Here is a 19,208-nt window from a genome sequence, read left to right as displayed (position 1 = left end):
AAAGGAAAAGTTTTCAGACAATTAATAAAGGTAAGGTTCTGGTCTGGCAAACAACCTTAGTGGAATAGGAGCAGTTCGAATGAGGCTGTTTGTATTCCTTCTTTTTTTTGGTAGACAGGAGTAAAAAGCTAAATTCCCCGTTCCTTTTACTTCACTACAAACCTCATGATGAATCAGCTTGTTACTAGCCTTGCTTTAGGGCAGGAATCCAGTGCTTATGGGATAGGGACGTGCGGTTTCCTTTTGGATTGCGCAATTCCCTGAGCTTTATTTCACCATTCAAGGCTAACTTAGCTGCTTTAGGCCCTGTGGGTTTTTGTGTAATTAGAAAGTTTGAAATACTTGGAAAAGTTATGGTAATCTTTAATTTTGGCGAATGAAAATTTTACAACTGAAAGCTTGGAGATTGCAAAAATAAACCAGATGAAAACTTATTTATTGGCATTAGCTCTGACTTTTTTTCTGTTTAGTTGTAAAGAAGAGTTTGAAATTATTGGAAACACAGAGGAATTTACAATATACTCCAATATTATAGAAGATGATTATCCGATTTTTATTTATTTCCCATCTAATTATAATCCCAATATATTAAATCAATTAATTATAGGGCTTGATGGCGAGTTTAGGTTTGAAGAAATAGCCAATATCATTTCCGAAAAATCTGCTAACGGAAGTATACCTTCCTGTATTTTTGTAGCTGTTGGGAATTCTAAGGAAAGAAATCGAGACTATACCCCTACAAAATATGAGCATGGAGAGGGAGGTGCTGAAAATTATTATCACTTTTTACAGGAAGAATTAATACCAGAACTGGAATCCAGATATAGCATTGATACATTAAATTCAAAGACATTAATTGGAAACTCTTTTGGCGGTCTTTTTACTCATTTTGCAATGTTTCAAAAGAGAGCTGACAATCCATTTGATAAATTCGTCTCGGTAGGTTGTTCCTTTTGGTATGATTCGGGAGTAATTTTTGAGTACGAAGAAAATTATTCTCAGATACATAATGACCTGGATGTAGAATATTTTTCAGGTATGGGAACATTAGAAGGTGGTGTAAACTTAGCTTCATTCGAAGAAATGGCTAAAAAAATAAAGAGTAGAAAGTATTCTAAATTACAAATGAAATCAGAATTCATAAAAAAGCATGGTCACTCTGGAGCCGCAACCATTGGATTTAAAAAAGGATTAGATTATGTTTTTTCAAATTAAAACCCATAGTATAATTTTAGTTTTTTTCATCTTGACTCTTAGTAATAGCTATGCTCAAGAAGATAATCAAAATAAAAATTCCATTGAAATAGGATTAATCACGGCAGGTAATGAAACGCTTTATTATGGTGGGTATGGTAAATTTACAATTCCCTTATCTTCTAAAACACATCATTTCACTTTAGGAGCTTCTCTTACCAGTTATTTTGATTTTAAGGGAGAATCAACAAGTGAAGCATATCTAAAAAATGATATAGATATGAGAATATTGCCTAATCTAATTACAGGATATTCTTTAAACTTTAGCAACTTTCAATTTAACTTAGAAGTCCCCATTGGTTTGAGTATTGCCATTACAAAAGGCACATTAGTAAATGAAAAAATAGGATTTAAAAGAGAATACTCAAACAATGAAGTATTTTTTAATTATGGTATTGCATTTTCACCTAAGTATAGAATTAATGAGAAAAACCTACTTGGAATATATGGTTTCCTGCCTTTAATAAAAGATAAAGCCCAGTCTGGATACCAATTTGGTATTGGTTGGACAAAGGCTTTCGGAAAATAACCAATCCTGAAGAATAACTTTTGCTCTTTGCCTTGCAGACTTCTCTGGGATAACAATCACTCAATGCAACTGAAAAGTAGAATTTTTGGCAGAAATATTTTGGTGTCTTTTGGAACAGATAACCAAAGAATGTCCTTATATCTCTCGTGATTATTAAAATATAAACAAAAAAATTGGGTAATTACTGATGAATTGGATACTATTAGTTATAGCGGGATTATTTGAAGTTGCCTTTGCCAGCTGCCTTGGAAAAGCCAAGGAAGCAACAGGAATAGAAACCACTTATTGGTATTTAGGGTTTTTGGTTTGCCTGACAATTAGTATGTTTCTATTAGTCAAGGCCACTCAAGAATTACCGATAGGAACCGCTTATGCAGTTTGGACAGGAATTGGAGCTGTAGGAAGTGCTTTGGTAGGAATTCTAATTTTTAAAGAACCTGCAACATTCTGGCGGTTATTTTTTATTACGACTTTAATTACTTCAATTGTAGGACTAAAAGTTGTTTCACATTAATCGGACTGAAATTGTACACATTACAGATGGTAAAGGCAATTGAAATTAAATTATTTTGAAAACAATGGGACAAGCCATTATTCTAATTCTATTTTTTCTTAATAATGTTAATCTATTGTTTTCGCAAGAAACAAGCTGTGGTGATGAAATCCACCGCAAAGCCATTGATTTGTACTATGAAGGAAAATATGATGAAGCGCTAATCGAAATAGAGAAGACCTTAAATTGCGGCTTATATTATTACAATTATGATGCTGCCTGTATCGCTGCTAAATCAGGCAAAAAAGAAAAGGCATTTATGTATTTACAAAATGCAATTAAACTTGGTTGGGCCAATATGGACCATTTAAAAGATGATAGTGACCTGAAGTCACTAAAAATGGACAGCAGATGGAACTCATTAGATTCGCTAAAGGAAAATTCTTTCGAAAATATAAAAAACGAAATAAATAGAATTATTGAAAAATGTTCAAATCATCTTTTAATTCCTTATAAAGAAAATGGCAAATGGGGTTATTTAAACCAAATAAGTTACCAAAGAGAAACTGAAGCAATTTTTCTTACAGCGGGCTTTTTAAATCCAAAAACGACCATTGTATTTGGGCAATATTATTTTTATGTTTCTTGTAAAAATGGGATTACCCGAATTTTGGAAGACCCGATTTTTTCAGAGACATACTATGAGGATTTCTATAAAATTGATTCAACTTTAGCATCAGGGTTTAGTGTAGAAAGTAATAATTACAGGACGAACAACTATTTTTATTCCAGCATTTATAAGAAATTTAAAGGTCATTCAATTAAGGACAGATTTTTAGGGATTGTTCAGAATAACGATGGGTTTTCTCTTATTGACGAACAAGGAGGAGTTATAAATAATATTGAAAAATTGAAGGAAATCAAATTCCATAACTTTGGAACAGATTCTAAAAGTGATCTTTATCCAGTCAATGACATTAATGGCGATTTCATTATTTTCTTTGTTGATGAAAATGATAATTTGGGATATCTTGACAAAAATTTTGATACAAAATTACTTACTGATAAATCTGATTTATCCTTACCTTATTCATATACCTACAAAAGTTCCAAGTATCCCAAAAATGTGTTAAATTTTATTTTCATCAAAAGAAACAACAAAGTAGGAATCTGGGAATGTTCCACAAAAGATTGGGTAATTAAACCTCAGTTTGAAAAAGTGACAAAAGTTTATAACTTGTCAGAAAAAGAAGATGAGCTTATATTCTTTTTAGTGGAAAAGAATGGGGAAGAATATTTTATCAACAATAAGGGAAAAGCGTTTCTCCCAAAACCTAAAAAGTAATTCTACTTTACTCAGAAATGGCTTTCAAAATGGCCCAGGCAAATTTCAATTCCCAGGGCTTGAATCAGAACCTCTAAAGTGGTAGCCTCCCACCGCAACTTTCTATATTAAATTAAGCTTTGCCTCCTGGCTTTTTGTACTGCCTCCAGTTTATTGTGAACCTGAAGCTTTTTATAGATATTTTCAATATGTTTTCTAACTGTGCCAGGAGAGAGAAAAAGGTTTTTAGCTATTAAGGTATGACTTAGTCCTTCGGCTAATTGCTCCAATACCTCCTGCTCGCGTGTGGAGAGTTCTATTTTTGTTTCTTCTTTAGTGAGAAGCTCCTGTTTTTCAGGGTAGCGAAGTAACTTAAGTGTTTTAACCGCAATAGAAGGGCTCATGGCTGCGCCTCCCGATAATGTCTCTATTATGGCATTGTATAATTTATCTTCTTCAATCTCTTTTAACAAATAACCATCTGCACCAGCCCTAATGGCATTAAAAATATTTTCGTCATTATCAAATACAGTAAGCATCAATACTTTGATATGAGGATACTTTTTTTTTATAATATTCACTGTTTCTATGCCATCAAGTACCGGCATTTCAATATCCATTAGCACCAAATCCAGATTGTGATCTTTTTCAAGGTTTGCCAGAAATTCACTGCCATTATGCACAGTATATTTTACATTGATTTTATCAAATGAGGCTAACTTTTCATTTATTGCTCTTGCCAGGAATACATTGTCATCCACTATTGCTATTTTTATTTTCATATTTGTTTTTGAAGTTCATTGTATTCAAAATCCAACATCAATTTTACTTCTGTGCCTACAGCTTCAGTACTTGTAACTGTTAAAGTTAATCCCGCTTTTTCAGCTCTGTTTCGCATAATATAAAGTCCATTACCGGTGGACTGCTTTTTTGTATCAAATCCTTTACCCAAATCTCTAATGATTACTGTCAGCTGCCCGGCAAGATCATTTATTTCAACCTCAACCTGAGCTGTATCTGCATGCTTTACAGCATTGTTTACAGCCTCCTGGATGATGCGGTAAAGATTCATCCCTACAAAAGCATTGAGTACTCCATTACTGCCTGTACCTGTTACACTTACTTTAATTTTATCATCAGTAGCGTCATGGATGGTAGCGGCAAGCTGGTGAACTCTTTCTTTTATATCCTGCACACTAATTTCATCCTTGTTCATTGCCCAAATTGTATCCCGTAGCTCCGAAATAGTTACTAAGGTAAATTGTTTCATTTGGGTAAGCTTTTCCACCAGAAAAACCTCTCCTTTTTCTATTCCCTTTCGGGTAGTATCAGTAATGGAAGTGATATAAGTAAGCTGCGAACCAATATTATCATGCAAATCACGAGCGATCCGAATCCTCTGTTCTTTGAGATTTTCCTGTGCTTTTGCCTCGGACAAAGCTATTTTTAAAACACTCTCCTTTTCCATTCTAGCTGTTTTTAACTTCTGAGTTCTGTAGAAAAATGCTCCACCGAGCAGTAGAATCATGGTAAAACTTGCCCCAATAGTTAAATAGTTATTCCGTTTTTTTAATTCCAGTTCACTATTAGCCAGGGCATTTTTCTGGCGAAGAATTTCGTTTTCCTTCTGCTCTGTTTCGTACTGTTCTTTCAGTTTCAAAACCTCTTTTGCCTTTTCAGTCATGAAGAGACTATCCTGGGCTAAAGTGCTCTTTTGCAGGTAGATTAAAGCCTCCTTAAAATTGTACTGATTTTCATAAATTCTGGAAAGTGTCAGAGCCGTTTTTTGTTGAAAAGTAAGCAGATCATCCTCAACCGCCCCTTGGTAGGCTTCTTGACCCAAATTAGCGGCCTCAGCATAACTTTTTTTTCTATTTAAGACATCCGCCAAGTGCATTTTCAGAAATATCACCTCGTACCTATCACCTCTTTTTTGTTGAAGTAATAAAGCATTCTTCAGTGATGCTTCTGCCTCATTTAACTGACCAAGACCTTTTTGTGCAATTCCTAAATTGGTATAACTGTAGGCAATGACAAGTTTTTGCCCAACAGACTGCCATAGTTTTAGGGATTCCTTTGCATGCAGCATGGCCTTCTCATATTCTTCCTGATCGTTGTTGAGCAAGGCCAGGTTGTTTTCGATTGCCGCCTGAAAGAATACATCTCCTAAAGAACGATACATTTCCAGCGCTTCCATATTCACTTTTTTTGAAAGCTCATATTCCTTAATGGCTCTGTACTGACTTGCTATATTTAAACGAACAGAAGCCATTCTTTGTGAATCATTTGCGATTTCGTAGCGTCTGAGTGCCTTTAATGAATAGTAAATAGCGGTATCGATAACACCCATACGCTCAAAGGCATTTGCCATGTTGTGGTACACAAAACTCAGCGTTGGTGAACCATTGGCAGAATCTACCAAATGCATAGCAAGCTTATAAGAGTCAATTGCATCTTCGTAATCACCCGCTTCTGTTTTAAGAATGCCCAGAGACATTGAAATCCTACCCTGGAGATCCTTATCCCCAGTAGCTACAGCTTCTTCATAGGCTGTTTGAACATAATACCACGCGCTATCAGTGTTAATTGTGCGGTACTTAAAGCCAATATCACCTAAAAACTCAACCCGTTCTTTGCCACTCTTAAGTGCCAGAGAATCTTTCAGAGCATCAATATCTGATTGGGTTGTATGCTGCGAAAACAGGCAGAAACTAGGAAAAAGCAGAATTATAACCGCTATTAAAAAGGGAATTTGTTTAGTTAAAGGCATCTTTAAAAGTAGGCAATTATTTGAATTTAACTAGTCATGGAATTTCAAACTATTCAAAATAATTGAGGCATAACCTTTTTTCCAATTTCCTCGATATGAGTTGATAGTTTGATTGTCATAAACATTATCAAATGAAATTGAATTACTGCAAGTTTTTATAGAGCTTGCTGCCCCTTACTTTTTGATGAGCCAAGAAGCAATGGACAGCAAAACTAGTAAGCACCAGTGCTCTACACCGGGTACTCCATACCGGGTACTCCATACCGGGTACTATTATTTCCGAGAAATAGTAATCTCTATATCAGTCTTTTATGGCAAAATAATACATGGTTAATTTTTTTTACTACCTAAAACCACAACACTCCTTAGTTTAAGTAGTTTTACTGAATACTAGTTTGCCTTTTTAACCATGGCCTCCATTGTGGCTTTTAAAAAAGCCTGAGCTCCTAATACAGCACCTTTAGCATAAACTTCTGGATTACACTTTACAATTGCACCATTTATTTCTTCCTGATCTTCAACGCGCCATACACGGAACACGCCCATTTCAGTTCCAAGTTTATCGACATCAGCACCTTGTGAAGCATCAAATTTTTGCTTCTCCAATACATCAGAAACTTCAATTCCACGGTTCACTACCATGCTACCAATATTGAAGCGATTTACACTTTCATGGCTAATCTTAAAATTGGTTTCGGCTTTTACCTGTGCATATCCGGCATGCCTGTTCAAAGCTCTTGAAGTTTCGCTCAATGCATTTTCGAATGACGATACCACAATTACTACTTTATTGAAAATAAAGTCATTTTTTTTCATACTAAGCTTTTGTTCTGTACTTCCCTCATAGTCAGCTAGTTGAGAGAAAGGATTGTTTTTGCTTTTATCCACCTGTTTCTTTGCCACGACAAATTTTTGAGTGGATGGCCTGGTTAGGATCATTCCGAATTCTTTGCCTTGTTCTGGTCCGGTCCCTGACTTCAGTTCCCATTGCTTCTCACGGTTTTTCTTATAAAGGTCATGGTTCCATAACTCTTCGATTGGGGCAATTTCAAAACCCTCTGCCTTTAAATCGGCTACATATTGGGAGTAAAGCTGATTGGTTAGGGCTTGCAGTTTATCTGGGTCGAGACCATCGAGTACTAATGTAAGGGCAGCTTTAGCATCACCTTTAATGCCGCCTCGCCACATTTTACCACCCTTTTTCTCGTCTTCCAGATTTAGTGCAGTTTGAAATTGTACTTGAAAGTCCGCAATAAGAACTCGTTTTGGACTTTTCTTAAAATTTAGATTAGCAGGCCCAAGCATTTTTACTTTAAATTCTTCTACCGTTTGGGAGAAGAGACTTAAGCTGGTAAACATTGAAACAAGCATAATTAAACATATTTTCCTTTTCCTCATATTGAATACAGTTTTACATTTTTTAAATTTAGATTTCAAAATTAGACTCGTGTTCTAAGCCAATCAATACGGCAATTGACGTAAACTGCTTCGAATAAGCTGGAAATTAGTGCATTATAGAATTAGAAAATCATGGATCTTCAATAGAAGGTACAGGCTAAAATTTTCAAGATTTAATCGATTTTTGATCAGATAGTTTTCCTTGAAACAGTTCAAAAGAATTGCGGTGACATATGATAAAATAAGTTTTACACCACCTTATTTCAGCATAATAAAATGTCCAGCATTAAGTATACATGGTAATTAAGATCTACGCAATCCAATAAACATTCCTGTATTCATTAACAAATCTATCTCAAACTCATCTTCTTGGTATAAAAAATCGGTATCTGGAAGTCCAAATACCGATTTTTTGTGTTTTGGTGAGATTAAATTTTGAATCACCAGTTTTTAACTACCTGGTTTATTTTATTATCAATTTTCCGGTTTTTCCTTCTATATCTATAAAATAAATACCAGGTTTAAAATCCTTGAGATCTATTTTGGTTTTACCATTTATTAAACTCCCTTGTTGGAGCAATTTCCCATGGATATCCTTGATTCCAAAATAGGAAGCATTTCCGGGAATATCAATTTGAATAAATGAGGATGCCGGATTTGGATAAATCACCCCTTCTGGAAGTATATTTTCATTTATTCCAGTAACGGACCCTGCTTCCATAAGTACTAACAATTCCTGAGATTTTGATGATAATCCCTTTTCTTCTTCCATGGCCTCTATTATGAGGGAAACAGTTTCAATATAGGCAGATAAATTTACTGAAATGGCTTCCATATTAGAGGAAATGGAGAAAAGAGTATCGTACTTGTTATTACTTGAAGATTCCCGAGCCAGGATATTATACCCTGTTTCATTTTTAGAATTATCTTTCCAGGTAACTGTAATTTCATTACCTGAATTTATTCTATAATCTAAATCCGTGGCTGGTAACAAGCGGTTTAAGTATTGAACCGAACTTTCATAAAAATCTACATTACCTCCAATATGTGCCTTTAGAACCACACCAAAGTTTTCTTCTAAATCAAAACCATGTTCGTCTACATTTACAATTACTTCACTGGTATTGGTAACTGTTTTTCTGATTGGTACTAAAGTGCTATCTCTGTAAATTTCCACACTGCAGGAATCAGAAAAATCGGAAAAATCTTCCCAGGTAACCTTTATTTGCTCGTGGTCAATAAAACTGACCTCGGTAATTACAGGAGTTTTAAATAAATACAAAGAAAGCGTATCGGAAATAAGAGCGGTTGAGCTATCAAAATAATTCACTAGCCTGACAGAAATATGTTCCAATGCGGAATCAATTGAAAAGTCGTAGCTGGTGAAATGTCCCGATAGTGTATCTATTTTTTGAAATTCACCCAGGTTTTCAGCAACTTCTACTACAAAATCATAATCCTCATTTATCATATAGAAACTTGCCCTTAATGTACTTTCAGAAACTTTCTTAAAATTGGTGAGAATAGGCGCTCCTGGCGTCAAAACTTCAACATTATTACTACCAGAAGATATGCGATGTTCATTAAATAGCACGACCCTATAAGTATGTTCTGAATTTTGTTCCAGACCATAAAAAGTATACCTATTGATTTGCGCATTAATGGTATCAATAGCGATAAATTCTGAATTTACTTTTTCCTGAATAATAATGCTTTCCGCGTCAGGATGAACATACGACCAGCTTATTGTCGCGCTATCCAAGCAAACAGTATCAACCTTCAGATCAGTAATATCAGTTAAGAAAAGTGGATCGTATTGATAAACACTATACGTTCTGTAACTATCTTTTTCCTGAGCAATAATGTACTTGACAGAGTCAGAATATAGGCCAAACATTTTTTCCTGATTGATATTAGGAATGCCTGGAAGTGTAGTCCATCTGTTTTCATCTGGTAAATATTTCCAAAAACCACCATTTGTATTGAAATAGGGCTTTATTCCCCCTCCATAGAAACCTATTTGCCCATTTGTTCCATGAGCGGAATAATAAAGTCTGTTTCCGGGATATGCAGCCTTTTCCACCCAGGTATCGGATGAAGGGTGATAAGCGTACCAGTCATGTGGATATTCAAAATAATGCCATATACTCCGGATGGTTTCTCCACTATAACGATTCCCAAGGCCAACATATACGGTATCTCCTAAAGGAAATGCCACTAAGTCGGCACGATTTCCACCTATGAAATCTGCTTTCTGAGTCCAGCTATCATTGATGGGATCATATTCCCAAACATCGCTTGTTTGTATATTACCAGTAGTATTAATTGTAGTATCACCACCAATTAGATATCCCTTACCATTAGATTCAAAACCAATTGCTTCATCTCTTGTTTTTCCGGGGAAATCATTTTTCTGACTCCAGGTGTCATTTGAGGCATCATACATATAAACAGTGCTAACATATTCGCCATCAAATCCTCCAGATACAAAGTAAATTTGATGACCGATTACAATTGTATTGGTATTTTCAATATCATAGGGTATTGGAGTGAGCTGAGTTTCCTCTAAAGTGGAAAGGTTATATTTTTTTACATACCGGCTGTCAGGATCACCATCCAAGATATTAAAGAAATAAAAATCCCCATCATAAAATAGTCTTGGTTCATAATTTGAAATATAATCCATACTTCCTAATTTCACCCAACCTCCCCAATTTGCTGGCGCTACTCCAGGAGTTTCCAAAGTATATAATGACTGTAAAGTATCCTGAATAAAACTTGACATCCTAAAATAATAAGTTTGGTCATTTTCCAGGCTTCCTACTTCAAATTCAGTTGTATTTGGCGAAAGCGTGTCTAATACTTCAAACAAAGTAGTGTCATTTAAAGCCATTTCAATAATAAACCCATCCTCTCTTGGAGAGTCATCCCTCCATTTAAGTTTTGCTCTTCCCCCTGGAAGTGTTTCCGCAACCAGATATTTAGGTTCTTCCAGAAATTTAGGCGTGGCAGGATAAAAGTACTTATAAGAAGAATTTCCTACCTGATTAAAAGCCCTAACATTTACCGTATATTTTGTCCCTGCTTCTATTTCATAATTGGTATAAGAGGTACTATCAGCCGGAATAGTATCCCTTATGGTTTCCCCTTCGCCACTGTCTTTCCAAAAATTAATGATATATCCATCTTCATTATCTGCATTGTCTTTCCAGTAAATAGTGAGGTAATTATAATCGGTTTCATAACTAGGACCCTCTTCCACAGTGCCAGGGGTTTCAGGAAGTTTTGGAGGATTTAAAAAATAAGCCCATACTTCCTTTTTTTTCTTATCGGAAAAGGAGTCGAAATCAAAATAATTTCCTCCAATAATACAAGCATATTGTTCAAAATTAAAAACAGACACACTTGTACGATTATCTTCATTTGTATTCAGGGATTCTCCTTGCGTCCAATTATTAGAAGAAGCATCATATTTCCATACATCAACTCCTGAGCTTCCTCCAAATACAAAAGCAGTGTCACCTAATATAAAAGTAGAAGAATTAATACTCATTAAATGATTTTCAGCAAAAGACTTTTCTTCCCAGGAGTCATTTAAAGGATCATACGCATAAAGATTATTAGTGCGAAAAGTTCCACCATCAACATACTGGCCTCCACCTAAATAGACTTTATCGGCTATTGAGAAAGCAATTGCTGATTGTCTTTTATCCGCGGTCAAATCAGTTTTTTGTAACCATGATTTATTAATGGGGTCAAACTCCCACCAGTCTTTTAATTGGCCATCGGCATCCCGGCCAGTTCCAATGTAGCCTTTGTCATTTGCCACAGCACTTACGGCAAGCCCTCTTTCTATTCCAGGAAAATCATCCAGTTGTACCCATGAATCATTCATCGGATTGTACTGGTAAACATCTTTAAAGTAAACCGGAGAACCAGTCGTATCCCCAATACCTGTGGTGACATAGATAGTATCGCTAATGGCAAATGCCAGTGCATTTTTTCGGGCATATCCCGGAAAATCGGCTTTCTGAGTCCAGGTCTGACTAACCGGATCAAATTCCCACCAGTCTGCTAACAAATCAGTATCCGATGTTCCTGTTCCATAGTAACCTTTCCCGTTAGCTACAACCGAAACAGCACCTGAGCGAGCGGTTCCAGGAAAGTCATCCTTCTTCAGCCAATTAGATTGGCTAAAAGCAGCATTATAAACTATAGAGAAAAATAGAAGTAATAGTAAGTTTTTTGACATTTAAAATTGGGTTTGCAGTTGTAATATTCCTTTATGTTTTTAACTTATTCGGTGATCTTCATATTTTGAATTTTTGAATAATTGGAAATTCCTTATTGATACTATTAAGTTAGATTTTCAGAATGTTTACAATGTTATATTTTGATTTAAATGGGAAAGGCCTAACATTGGTGGAAGGTGCAGGGAATAATGAAAGGAATACAAATTTTCTTAAAGTAACAATTCCCGTAAATTTTAAATTTTTGCCATATGAATTATTACAAAGAAGGAGCACAAGGTTTTGTCTAGACTGGACATGCTGAGCTTATTACAAATTTTGCTTAACTATTGATTCCCTCTAAGCCCTAAGAAGGAATTCCAATAATTTTATTTTACTCATAGATAAGATTAAAGGAAGTAAACTAGATACAACAATAGAACAAAATGAAAATATGATTGGGTTAAGTATTTTTTAAAATTGTTAACTCATCCAAAAATAATATTTCTTGCTAAATTTAAATAAATTCTATTTTCCCTTGTTGAATAGATATTAATATGATTAATTTGTGCAATTATGGCATCCTAAGGGATCACTATTCTTAAAATGGCAACAAAAAATAAAATTCTTTATTTTACAAAAAGGTATAGTTGGGCTTTTCTCCCATTATTGCTCTTTTTATATGTTGGCCAATCACAGTCATTTTCTAGTTTTTCCTCATTAGAACAATTTCAGGTAGTTGATCATGTTACTAAAATTGGTTCTTTTTCTGGTCATCATAAAAGTGATCCACACCAAGGGGATTTGCCTATAAATGAAAAAGAAAAGGAAGAAGATGAAGAATTAAAAGAAAGCAGCAAGGAGAAAAACAACCAAACTGCTTTTTTTTATGCCAAAGCTCAAAATAGGGGCTTAAGGGAGATTAAAGATGTTTCCAGGCGATATATTCTTCATGCCAATAATAAAAAGGCATTTATTCCTCTATTCATATTACACCATTCCTGGAAGTACGACCTGCTTACTTAACCACCATTTTTCTAACCCAATAAAGTTAATTTAAATGGTAATTTTAGTATTTGCCAATTTTTATAAGGGTTAGTGTATACCTCAAGATTTACCTTAGGTATTTTATAAAATTCATTATTTATTCCAAAAGATCATACACCTGGATGTTGGGATTTTTGGGTGGTTAAATTTTAACCATAAGAAATTTCCAGTGGTTTGGGGTCTGATAAATTAACAAAAACAGGTTAATTATGAAAAATGTTTTCGTTATGATAATAACGTGTACAATTGTTTTTCAAAACAGTTGTACACCTTCAAAAGGAAAAGAACACAAAGAGAACAAGACAAAGTTTTTAGTTAGCAGTACCGTAAAAATGGATACCACCATTACCGAAGAATATGTATGCCAGATTAATTCAATACGGCATATTGAGTTAAGAGCTCAGGAAAAAGGTTATCTTGAACATATTTATGTAGATGAAGGGAAATTTGTGAGAAAGGGACAATTATTATTTAAAATTATGCCAAGAATTTATGAAGCCGAATTACAAAAGGCCAGGGCTGAAGCAGATTTTGCTAATATAGAATATCAGAATACGAAGTCATTGGCAGACCGTAAAATTGTAGCTACAAATGAATTGGCTATGGCAAAGGCTCGATTGGATAAAGCAAATGCGGAAATGGCTCTGGCTCAGGTTCATTTAGATTTTACCGAAATTAGAGCCCCATTTGATGGTATAATTGATCGGTTTCATGTGCGGGAAGGTAGTCTGGTAGAGGAGGGTGAGTTGCTTACCCATCTTTCCGATAATAGTAAAATGTGGGTTTATTACAATGTACCTGAAGCTGAATATCTTGATTTTCAGAGCAATCTGGAAAAGGATAGTTTAATGGAAGTAAAACTACTGATGGCCAATAATAAAATGTTTGGCTATTCGGGGGTGGTGGAAACCATTGAAGCTGACTTTAATAATGAAACTGGAAATATTCCATTCAGAGCAACCTTTCCCAATCCTGAAGGATTGCTAAGGCATGGAGAAACCGGTAATATTCGAATGGCTGTACCGCTTCAGAATGCCCTGATAATTCCTCAGAAGGCTACTTTCGAAATCTTAGATAAAAAGTATGTTTTTGTAGTGGATAAGGACAATAGAATAAAGACCAGAGAAATTACCATAATTGCGGAAATGGAAGATTTGTATGCAATTGGTTATGGTTTGGAAGAAAAGGAAAAGATCCTTCTTGAAGGATTGCGAAAAGTAAAGGAGAACGAAGAAATTACTTTTGATTATAAAAAACCAGAGGCAGTAATTGCCAGTCTGAAGCTTTATGCAGAATAATCCTAATTTTTAAGAAAAATCTACAAGGCTTCTGTGGAGAAAAGTATGTGCTCATGAACCCCTAGTTGTTTCATTTGCGCCCTGGACTTTTTTTGCCTAATCTGTCCATAGTTGCCTAAAAAATTATAACCCTATGTTTAATAAATTTATTCACAGGCCAGTCCTGGCGATAGTGATATCACTTGTCATTATCTTTTTGGGTATATTGGCCATGACCAGCTTACCTATTTCTCAATTTCCCTCAATTGCTCCGCCAAGAGTCAATATATTTATAGCTTATCCTGGAGCAAGTGCTGACGTATTGGTAAAATCAGTATTAATTCCATTGGAAAAAGCAATTAATGGAACACCGGGCATGAAATACATCACTTCAGATGCAACAAGTGCGGGAGAAGCAACAATTCAGGTAGTATTTAATTTGGGGATTAAACCCAGCCAGGCAGTGGTTAATGTTAAAAATAGAATCGAGCAGGTTACCAACCGGCTTCCTCCTTTGGTACAGCGGGAAGGAATTATTGTCAGTCCTTCCCAACCTAATATGCTGATGTATGTTAACCTTTATAGTAAAGATAAAAATGCAGATCAGAAATTTCTTTACAATTATGCAAGTGTTAACATCCTGAATGAACTTAAAAGACTGGATGGTGTAGGAAGTGCCAAAATATTGGGAAGTAGGCAATATGCTATGCGAATTTGGCTCAAACCGGACAGAATGCGTGCCTACAATGTTTCTACTGAAGAAATAATGGAGGCTTTGGAAGAGCAAAGCATTATTGGTTCACCAGGGAGATTAGGACGAAGTTCAGGAAAGTCATCTCAATCCCTTGAATATGTGCTGACATATGAAGGAAGGTACAGTAAACCCAATCAATACGAAAATATAATTATCAGAGCTAATTCGGAAGGGGAAATTCTAAGGTTAAAAGATATGGCCGAAGTGGAACTGGGCAGCGAGTTTTATGATATTTATTCCAATATGGATAATTTGCCTTCAGCCGCCATTACCTTAAAACAGACTTACGGAAGTAATGCAAGTGAAGTGATTAAGGAGGTAAAAGCCAAGATGGAAGAGATTAAGGCTGAATCGTTCCCTCCGGGAATGGATTATGAAATTAGTTATGATGTTTCCAACTTTCTGGATGCATCCATTGATAAAGTTATCCATACACTTGTAGAAGCTTTCTTATTAGTGGCTCTGGTGGTATTTATTTTTCTTGGAGACTGGCGCTCTACTCTTATTCCTACTTTGGCTGTTCCTGTGTCGCTTATCGGAGCGTTTATTTTCATGCAATTTTTTGGGTTGACAATTAACTTGATTACCCTTTTTGCCCTTGTTTTAGCCATAGGGGTAGTGGTGGATGATGCTATTGTAGTAGTTGAAGCAGTGCATGCCAAAATGGAAGATGAACCTCATCTCTCCCCTTATAATGCGGTCCAGAAAGTTTTAGGAGAGATCAGTGGAGCAGTTATCGCAATTACTTTGTTAATGACAGCAGTATTTGTTCCTGTAGCCTTTATGACAGGGCCTGTAGGGATTTTCTACAAACAATTTTCCATTACCATGGCTTCTTCCATTATTTTATCTGGAATAGTGGCACTTACACTTACGCCAGTGCTATGTGCCATGATTTTAAGAAACACACATGGAAAACCAAAAAAATCCACCATACTAACCAGATTGATTGATCGATTCAATAAGGTCTTTGATAGCCTTACTGGCAAATATGCAGGTTTATTAAGACTGATTGTAAATCGAAGGGTAGTGACATTTGGAATGTTACTTGCCTTTTGTGCGGGAATTTGGTTCACAGGAAATGAATTGCCTTCCGGTTTTATACCTGCAGAAGACCAGGGAATGGTTTATGCGATTGTTCAAACCCCTCCGGGTTCCACGCTTGAACGCACAAATGACATTACAAGGGAATTGCAGGAAATTGCCGAGCATATTGAAGGTATACAATCAGTTTCAGCTTTAGCCGGTTACGAAGTTCTGACCGAAGGGCGAGGCTCAAATGCCGGTACTTGTTTAATTAACCTGAAAAACTGGTCGGAAAGGAAACACACTGTAGACGAGATTATTGAGGAACTGGAAGAAAAGGCCCATGAAATTCCCGGAGCAACCATCGAATTTTTTCAGCCTCCGGCCGTACCGGGTTACGGAGCCGCAGGTGGTTTTGCTTTGCGTTTGCTGGATAAAACAAATTCAGGAGATTATAAGGAATTTGAGAAAGTTAATGATGATTTCATGGAAGCTTTAAAAGAGCGAAAAGAACTGACAGGGCTCTTCACCTTTTTTGCCGCAAATTACCCACAATATGAGTTGGTGATTGATAATAAGGCGGCCATGCAAAAAGGAGTTTCTATTGGAAAAGCTATGGATAATTTATCCATATTGATAGGAAGCACTTATGAACAGGGGTTTATCAGGTTTGGAAGTTTTTATAAGGTGTTTGTGCAGGCCGCTCCGGAATACAGGAGGCTTCCAGCAGATCTGATGAAGTTATACGTGAAAAACGACCATGATGAAATGGTTCCTTATTCTTCATTTATGAAAATTAAAAAGGCACAGGGACTCAATGAAATTACCCGATACAATTTGTACACTTCTGCGGCAATAAACGGTTCTCCTGCTCCCGGATATAGTAGTGGGGAAGCGATAAAAGCCATCCAGAAAGTAGCAGAAGAAACACTGCCCAGAGGATATGATATCGACTGGGCAGGACTTGCCAAAGATGAGGTTGCCCGGGGAAATGAGGCACTTTACATTTTCCTTATTGTTTTGGGTTTTGTCTATTTTGTGCTTGCGGCTCAGTATGAAAGCTTTATTTTACCGCTTTCCGTAGTTTTTTCTCTACCAGCAGGAGTTTTTGGTGCTTTTCTATTACTCCAGTTTATGGGATTGGCCAATGATATTTATGCACAGGTAGGTTTGGTAATGCTGGTAGGTTTATTAGGAAAAAATGCCGTCCTTATCGTTGAATTTGCAGTACAAAGAAACCAGCAGGGAGCTACAATTCTAGAAGCGGCCATAGAAGGAGCGAAAGTACGTTTTCGTCCTATTCTTATGACTTCTTTTGCTTTTATTGCCGGACTAATTCCTCTGGTGATGGCTTCAGGACCAGGAGCTATTGGAAACCGTACCATTGGTGCTTCAGCTCTTGGAGGAATGCTTTTCGGGACTATTTTCGGAGTGATTATCGTCCCTGGATTGTATTACATTTTTGGAAAATTAGCTGAGGGCCACCACCTGATTAGAGATGAATATGAAAGTCCGTTAACCGAAAAATTTGAATAACATGAATAAAAATAAAATTTATAAATATGTAGGGTTGGTTTGTATAGCAGTTAGCTTTTGGGCTTGTACACCCAAATTAGCCCATAAAAGTGTAAACAACCCCATTCCTGTCAGTTACAATCATTCACAGGATACCACAAATTCAATGAGTATTAAGTGGAAAGAGTATTTCTCAGATCCTAACCTGATTGCTTTGATTGATACCGCTTTAATGAACAACCAGGAACTGAATATCACTTTAATGGAAATTGATATTGCCAGAAATGAAGTCAGAGAAAGGAAAGGAGAGTATTTACCCTTTGTAGACATGAGAGGAGGACTTGGCCTGGATAAGCCAGGAAGATATACCAGCAAAGGAGCAAATGATGCTACTACTGAAATAAAACCAGGAAAGGAAATGCCAGAACCATTGCCTGATTATATGATTGGGGCATATGCCACCTGGGAGGTGGACATCTGGCATAAATTGCGCAATGCGAAAAAAGCTGCTTATACTAGGTATTTATCTACAGTTGAAGGGAGAAATTTTATGATCACCCACCTGATTGCTGAAATAGCGAATGCTTATTATAAGTTGTTGGCGCTTGATAATCAATTGGAAATTGTAAACCAGAATATAGAGATTCAACGCAATGCATTGGAAATTGTAAAATTGCAAAAAGAAGCTACCAGAGTTACTGAACTTGCAGTTCGTAGGTTTGAGGCCCAAATGCTCAATACCCAAAGCCTGCTATATGATATTCAGCAGGAAATCATTGAAACTGAAAATGAGCTAAACTTTTTAGTAGGCAGGTTTCCACAGCCTATTCCAAGAGATGCTCAAATATTTATCAATTTGGTTCCCGATAGTATTCAGGCTGGTATTCCCAGTCAATTATTGGAAAATCGTCCGGATATCAAACAGGCTGAAATGGAAATGGCCGCTGCCAAACTGGATGTAGAAGTTGCAAAAGCCAGGTTTTATCCTTCAATGGGTATAGCTGCTGGTATTGGGTTTCAGGCTTTCAATCCTTCTTACCTGGTAAAAACACCAGAATCGTTGCTGTATTCCCTAGCAGGGGATATTGTGGCTCCTTTAATCAACAGAAATGCTATTAAAGCAGCTTATTTTAGCGCAAACAGCAAACAAATTCAGGCGGTTTTTCATTACCAGCAAACAGTATTAAAAGCATACCTTGAAGTAGCGAACCAACTTGCCAGAATTAGCAATCTGGAAGGAAGTTTCAATCTGAAAACAAGGCAGGTAGCTGCACTTACCGAATCTATAGAAATATCAACTGATTTGTTCAACTCAGCGAGAGCCGATTATATGGAAGTGCTGCTTACCCAGCGGGATGCTCTGGAATCCCGGTTTGAATTAATTGAAACAAAAATGGAACAAATGCAGGCCAGAGTCAATATCTACCAGGCTCTGGGTGGTGGTTGGAATTAGAGAAAATATGGATTAAATCAATGAACCTGAAATAGAATTATTGGACTATTGTTAATGGAAATGTTGAACTAATTCTGTCTGAGGTTTTAATTTTAATCCATGTTTTTTAGTTAATTTTCCTGACGGCATAATGATGATC

The 19,208-nt window shown here is 36.2% G+C and carries 12 protein-coding genes; 8 read left to right on the top strand and 4 right to left on the bottom strand.

Features of this window, described 5'->3' with window-relative positions; genetic code table 11:
* Window positions 1-423: 423 nt before the first annotated feature.
* The 4 genes from A3EM_RS0115310 to A3EM_RS0115295 all read left to right on the top strand — a co-directional run bounded on the left by A3EM_RS0115310 (window position 424) and on the right by A3EM_RS0115295 (window position 3,621).
* Window positions 424-1,215, top strand: a complete 792-nt coding sequence (locus A3EM_RS0115310; RefSeq protein ID WP_044238617.1) for an alpha/beta hydrolase — start codon at window positions 424-426, stop codon at window positions 1,213-1,215.
* Window positions 1,199-1,783, top strand: a complete 585-nt coding sequence (locus A3EM_RS0115305; protein WP_020529102.1) for a hypothetical protein — start codon at window positions 1,199-1,201, stop codon at window positions 1,781-1,783. Before A3EM_RS0115310 ends, A3EM_RS0115305 begins: the two co-directional genes overlap by 17 nt.
* Window positions 1,784-1,970: 187 nt before the next feature.
* Entirely contained in the window at window positions 1,971-2,297 is a 327-nt protein-coding gene (locus tag A3EM_RS0115300) for a DMT family transporter (RefSeq protein WP_020529101.1), read from the top strand.
* A 64-nt stretch (window positions 2,298-2,361) separates the two neighbouring features.
* Window positions 2,362-3,621, top strand: coding sequence for a TPR end-of-group domain-containing protein (locus A3EM_RS0115295; RefSeq protein ID WP_020529100.1), 1,260 nt, complete (start codon window positions 2,362-2,364; stop codon window positions 3,619-3,621).
* Window positions 3,622-3,728: 107 nt separating this feature from the next.
* On the opposite strand, the gene A3EM_RS0115285 is transcribed toward A3EM_RS0115295, so the two are convergent.
* The 4 genes from A3EM_RS0115285 to A3EM_RS0115270 all read right to left on the bottom strand — a co-directional run bounded on the left by A3EM_RS0115285 (window position 3,729) and on the right by A3EM_RS0115270 (window position 12,020).
* Complete coding sequence (locus A3EM_RS0115285; RefSeq protein WP_020529099.1) at window positions 3,729-4,382, bottom strand: response regulator; 654 nt, start codon at window positions 4,380-4,382, stop codon at window positions 3,729-3,731.
* Complete coding sequence (locus A3EM_RS0115280; RefSeq protein WP_020529098.1) at window positions 4,379-6,370, bottom strand: tetratricopeptide repeat-containing sensor histidine kinase; 1,992 nt, start codon at window positions 6,368-6,370, stop codon at window positions 4,379-4,381. The genes A3EM_RS0115285 and A3EM_RS0115280 overlap by 4 nt, the downstream gene beginning before the upstream one ends.
* Before the next feature lie 390 nt (window positions 6,371-6,760).
* The gene (locus tag A3EM_RS0115275; protein ID WP_157637908.1) at window positions 6,761-7,729 is read right to left on the bottom strand and encodes a hypothetical protein; all 969 of its coding nucleotides are present in this window, start codon (window positions 7,727-7,729) and stop codon (window positions 6,761-6,763) included.
* Between the two features lie 502 nt (window positions 7,730-8,231).
* Entirely contained in the window at window positions 8,232-12,020 is a 3,789-nt protein-coding gene (locus tag A3EM_RS0115270) for a Kelch repeat-containing protein (protein ID WP_020529096.1), read from the bottom strand.
* Window positions 12,021-12,603: 583 nt separating this feature from the next.
* On the opposite strand from A3EM_RS0115270, the gene A3EM_RS0115260 reads away from it, so the two are divergent.
* The 4 genes from A3EM_RS0115260 to A3EM_RS0115245 all read left to right on the top strand — a co-directional run bounded on the left by A3EM_RS0115260 (window position 12,604) and on the right by A3EM_RS0115245 (window position 19,069).
* Window positions 12,604-13,023: a hypothetical protein gene (locus A3EM_RS0115260; RefSeq protein ID WP_020529094.1), complete on the top strand. Its 420-nt coding sequence runs from the start codon at window positions 12,604-12,606 to the stop codon at window positions 13,021-13,023.
* Between the two features lie 248 nt (window positions 13,024-13,271).
* The gene (locus A3EM_RS0115255; RefSeq protein WP_245576513.1) at window positions 13,272-14,342 is read left to right on the top strand and encodes an efflux RND transporter periplasmic adaptor subunit; all 1,071 of its coding nucleotides are present in this window, start codon (window positions 13,272-13,274) and stop codon (window positions 14,340-14,342) included.
* 133 nt (window positions 14,343-14,475) lie between these two features.
* Complete coding sequence (locus A3EM_RS0115250) at window positions 14,476-17,637, top strand: efflux RND transporter permease subunit (protein ID WP_026210316.1); 3,162 nt, start codon at window positions 14,476-14,478, stop codon at window positions 17,635-17,637.
* Window position 17,638: 1 nt separating this feature from the next.
* Entirely contained in the window at window positions 17,639-19,069 is a 1,431-nt protein-coding gene (locus A3EM_RS0115245; RefSeq protein ID WP_020529091.1) for a TolC family protein, read from the top strand.
* Window positions 19,070-19,208 lie beyond the last annotated feature (139 nt).

It is taken from the genome of Flexithrix dorotheae DSM 6795 (assembly GCF_000379765.1).
GTDB lineage: Bacteria > Bacteroidota > Bacteroidia > Cytophagales > Flammeovirgaceae > Flexithrix > Flexithrix dorotheae.
This window is presented reverse-complemented; position numbering and strand designations above follow the sequence as displayed.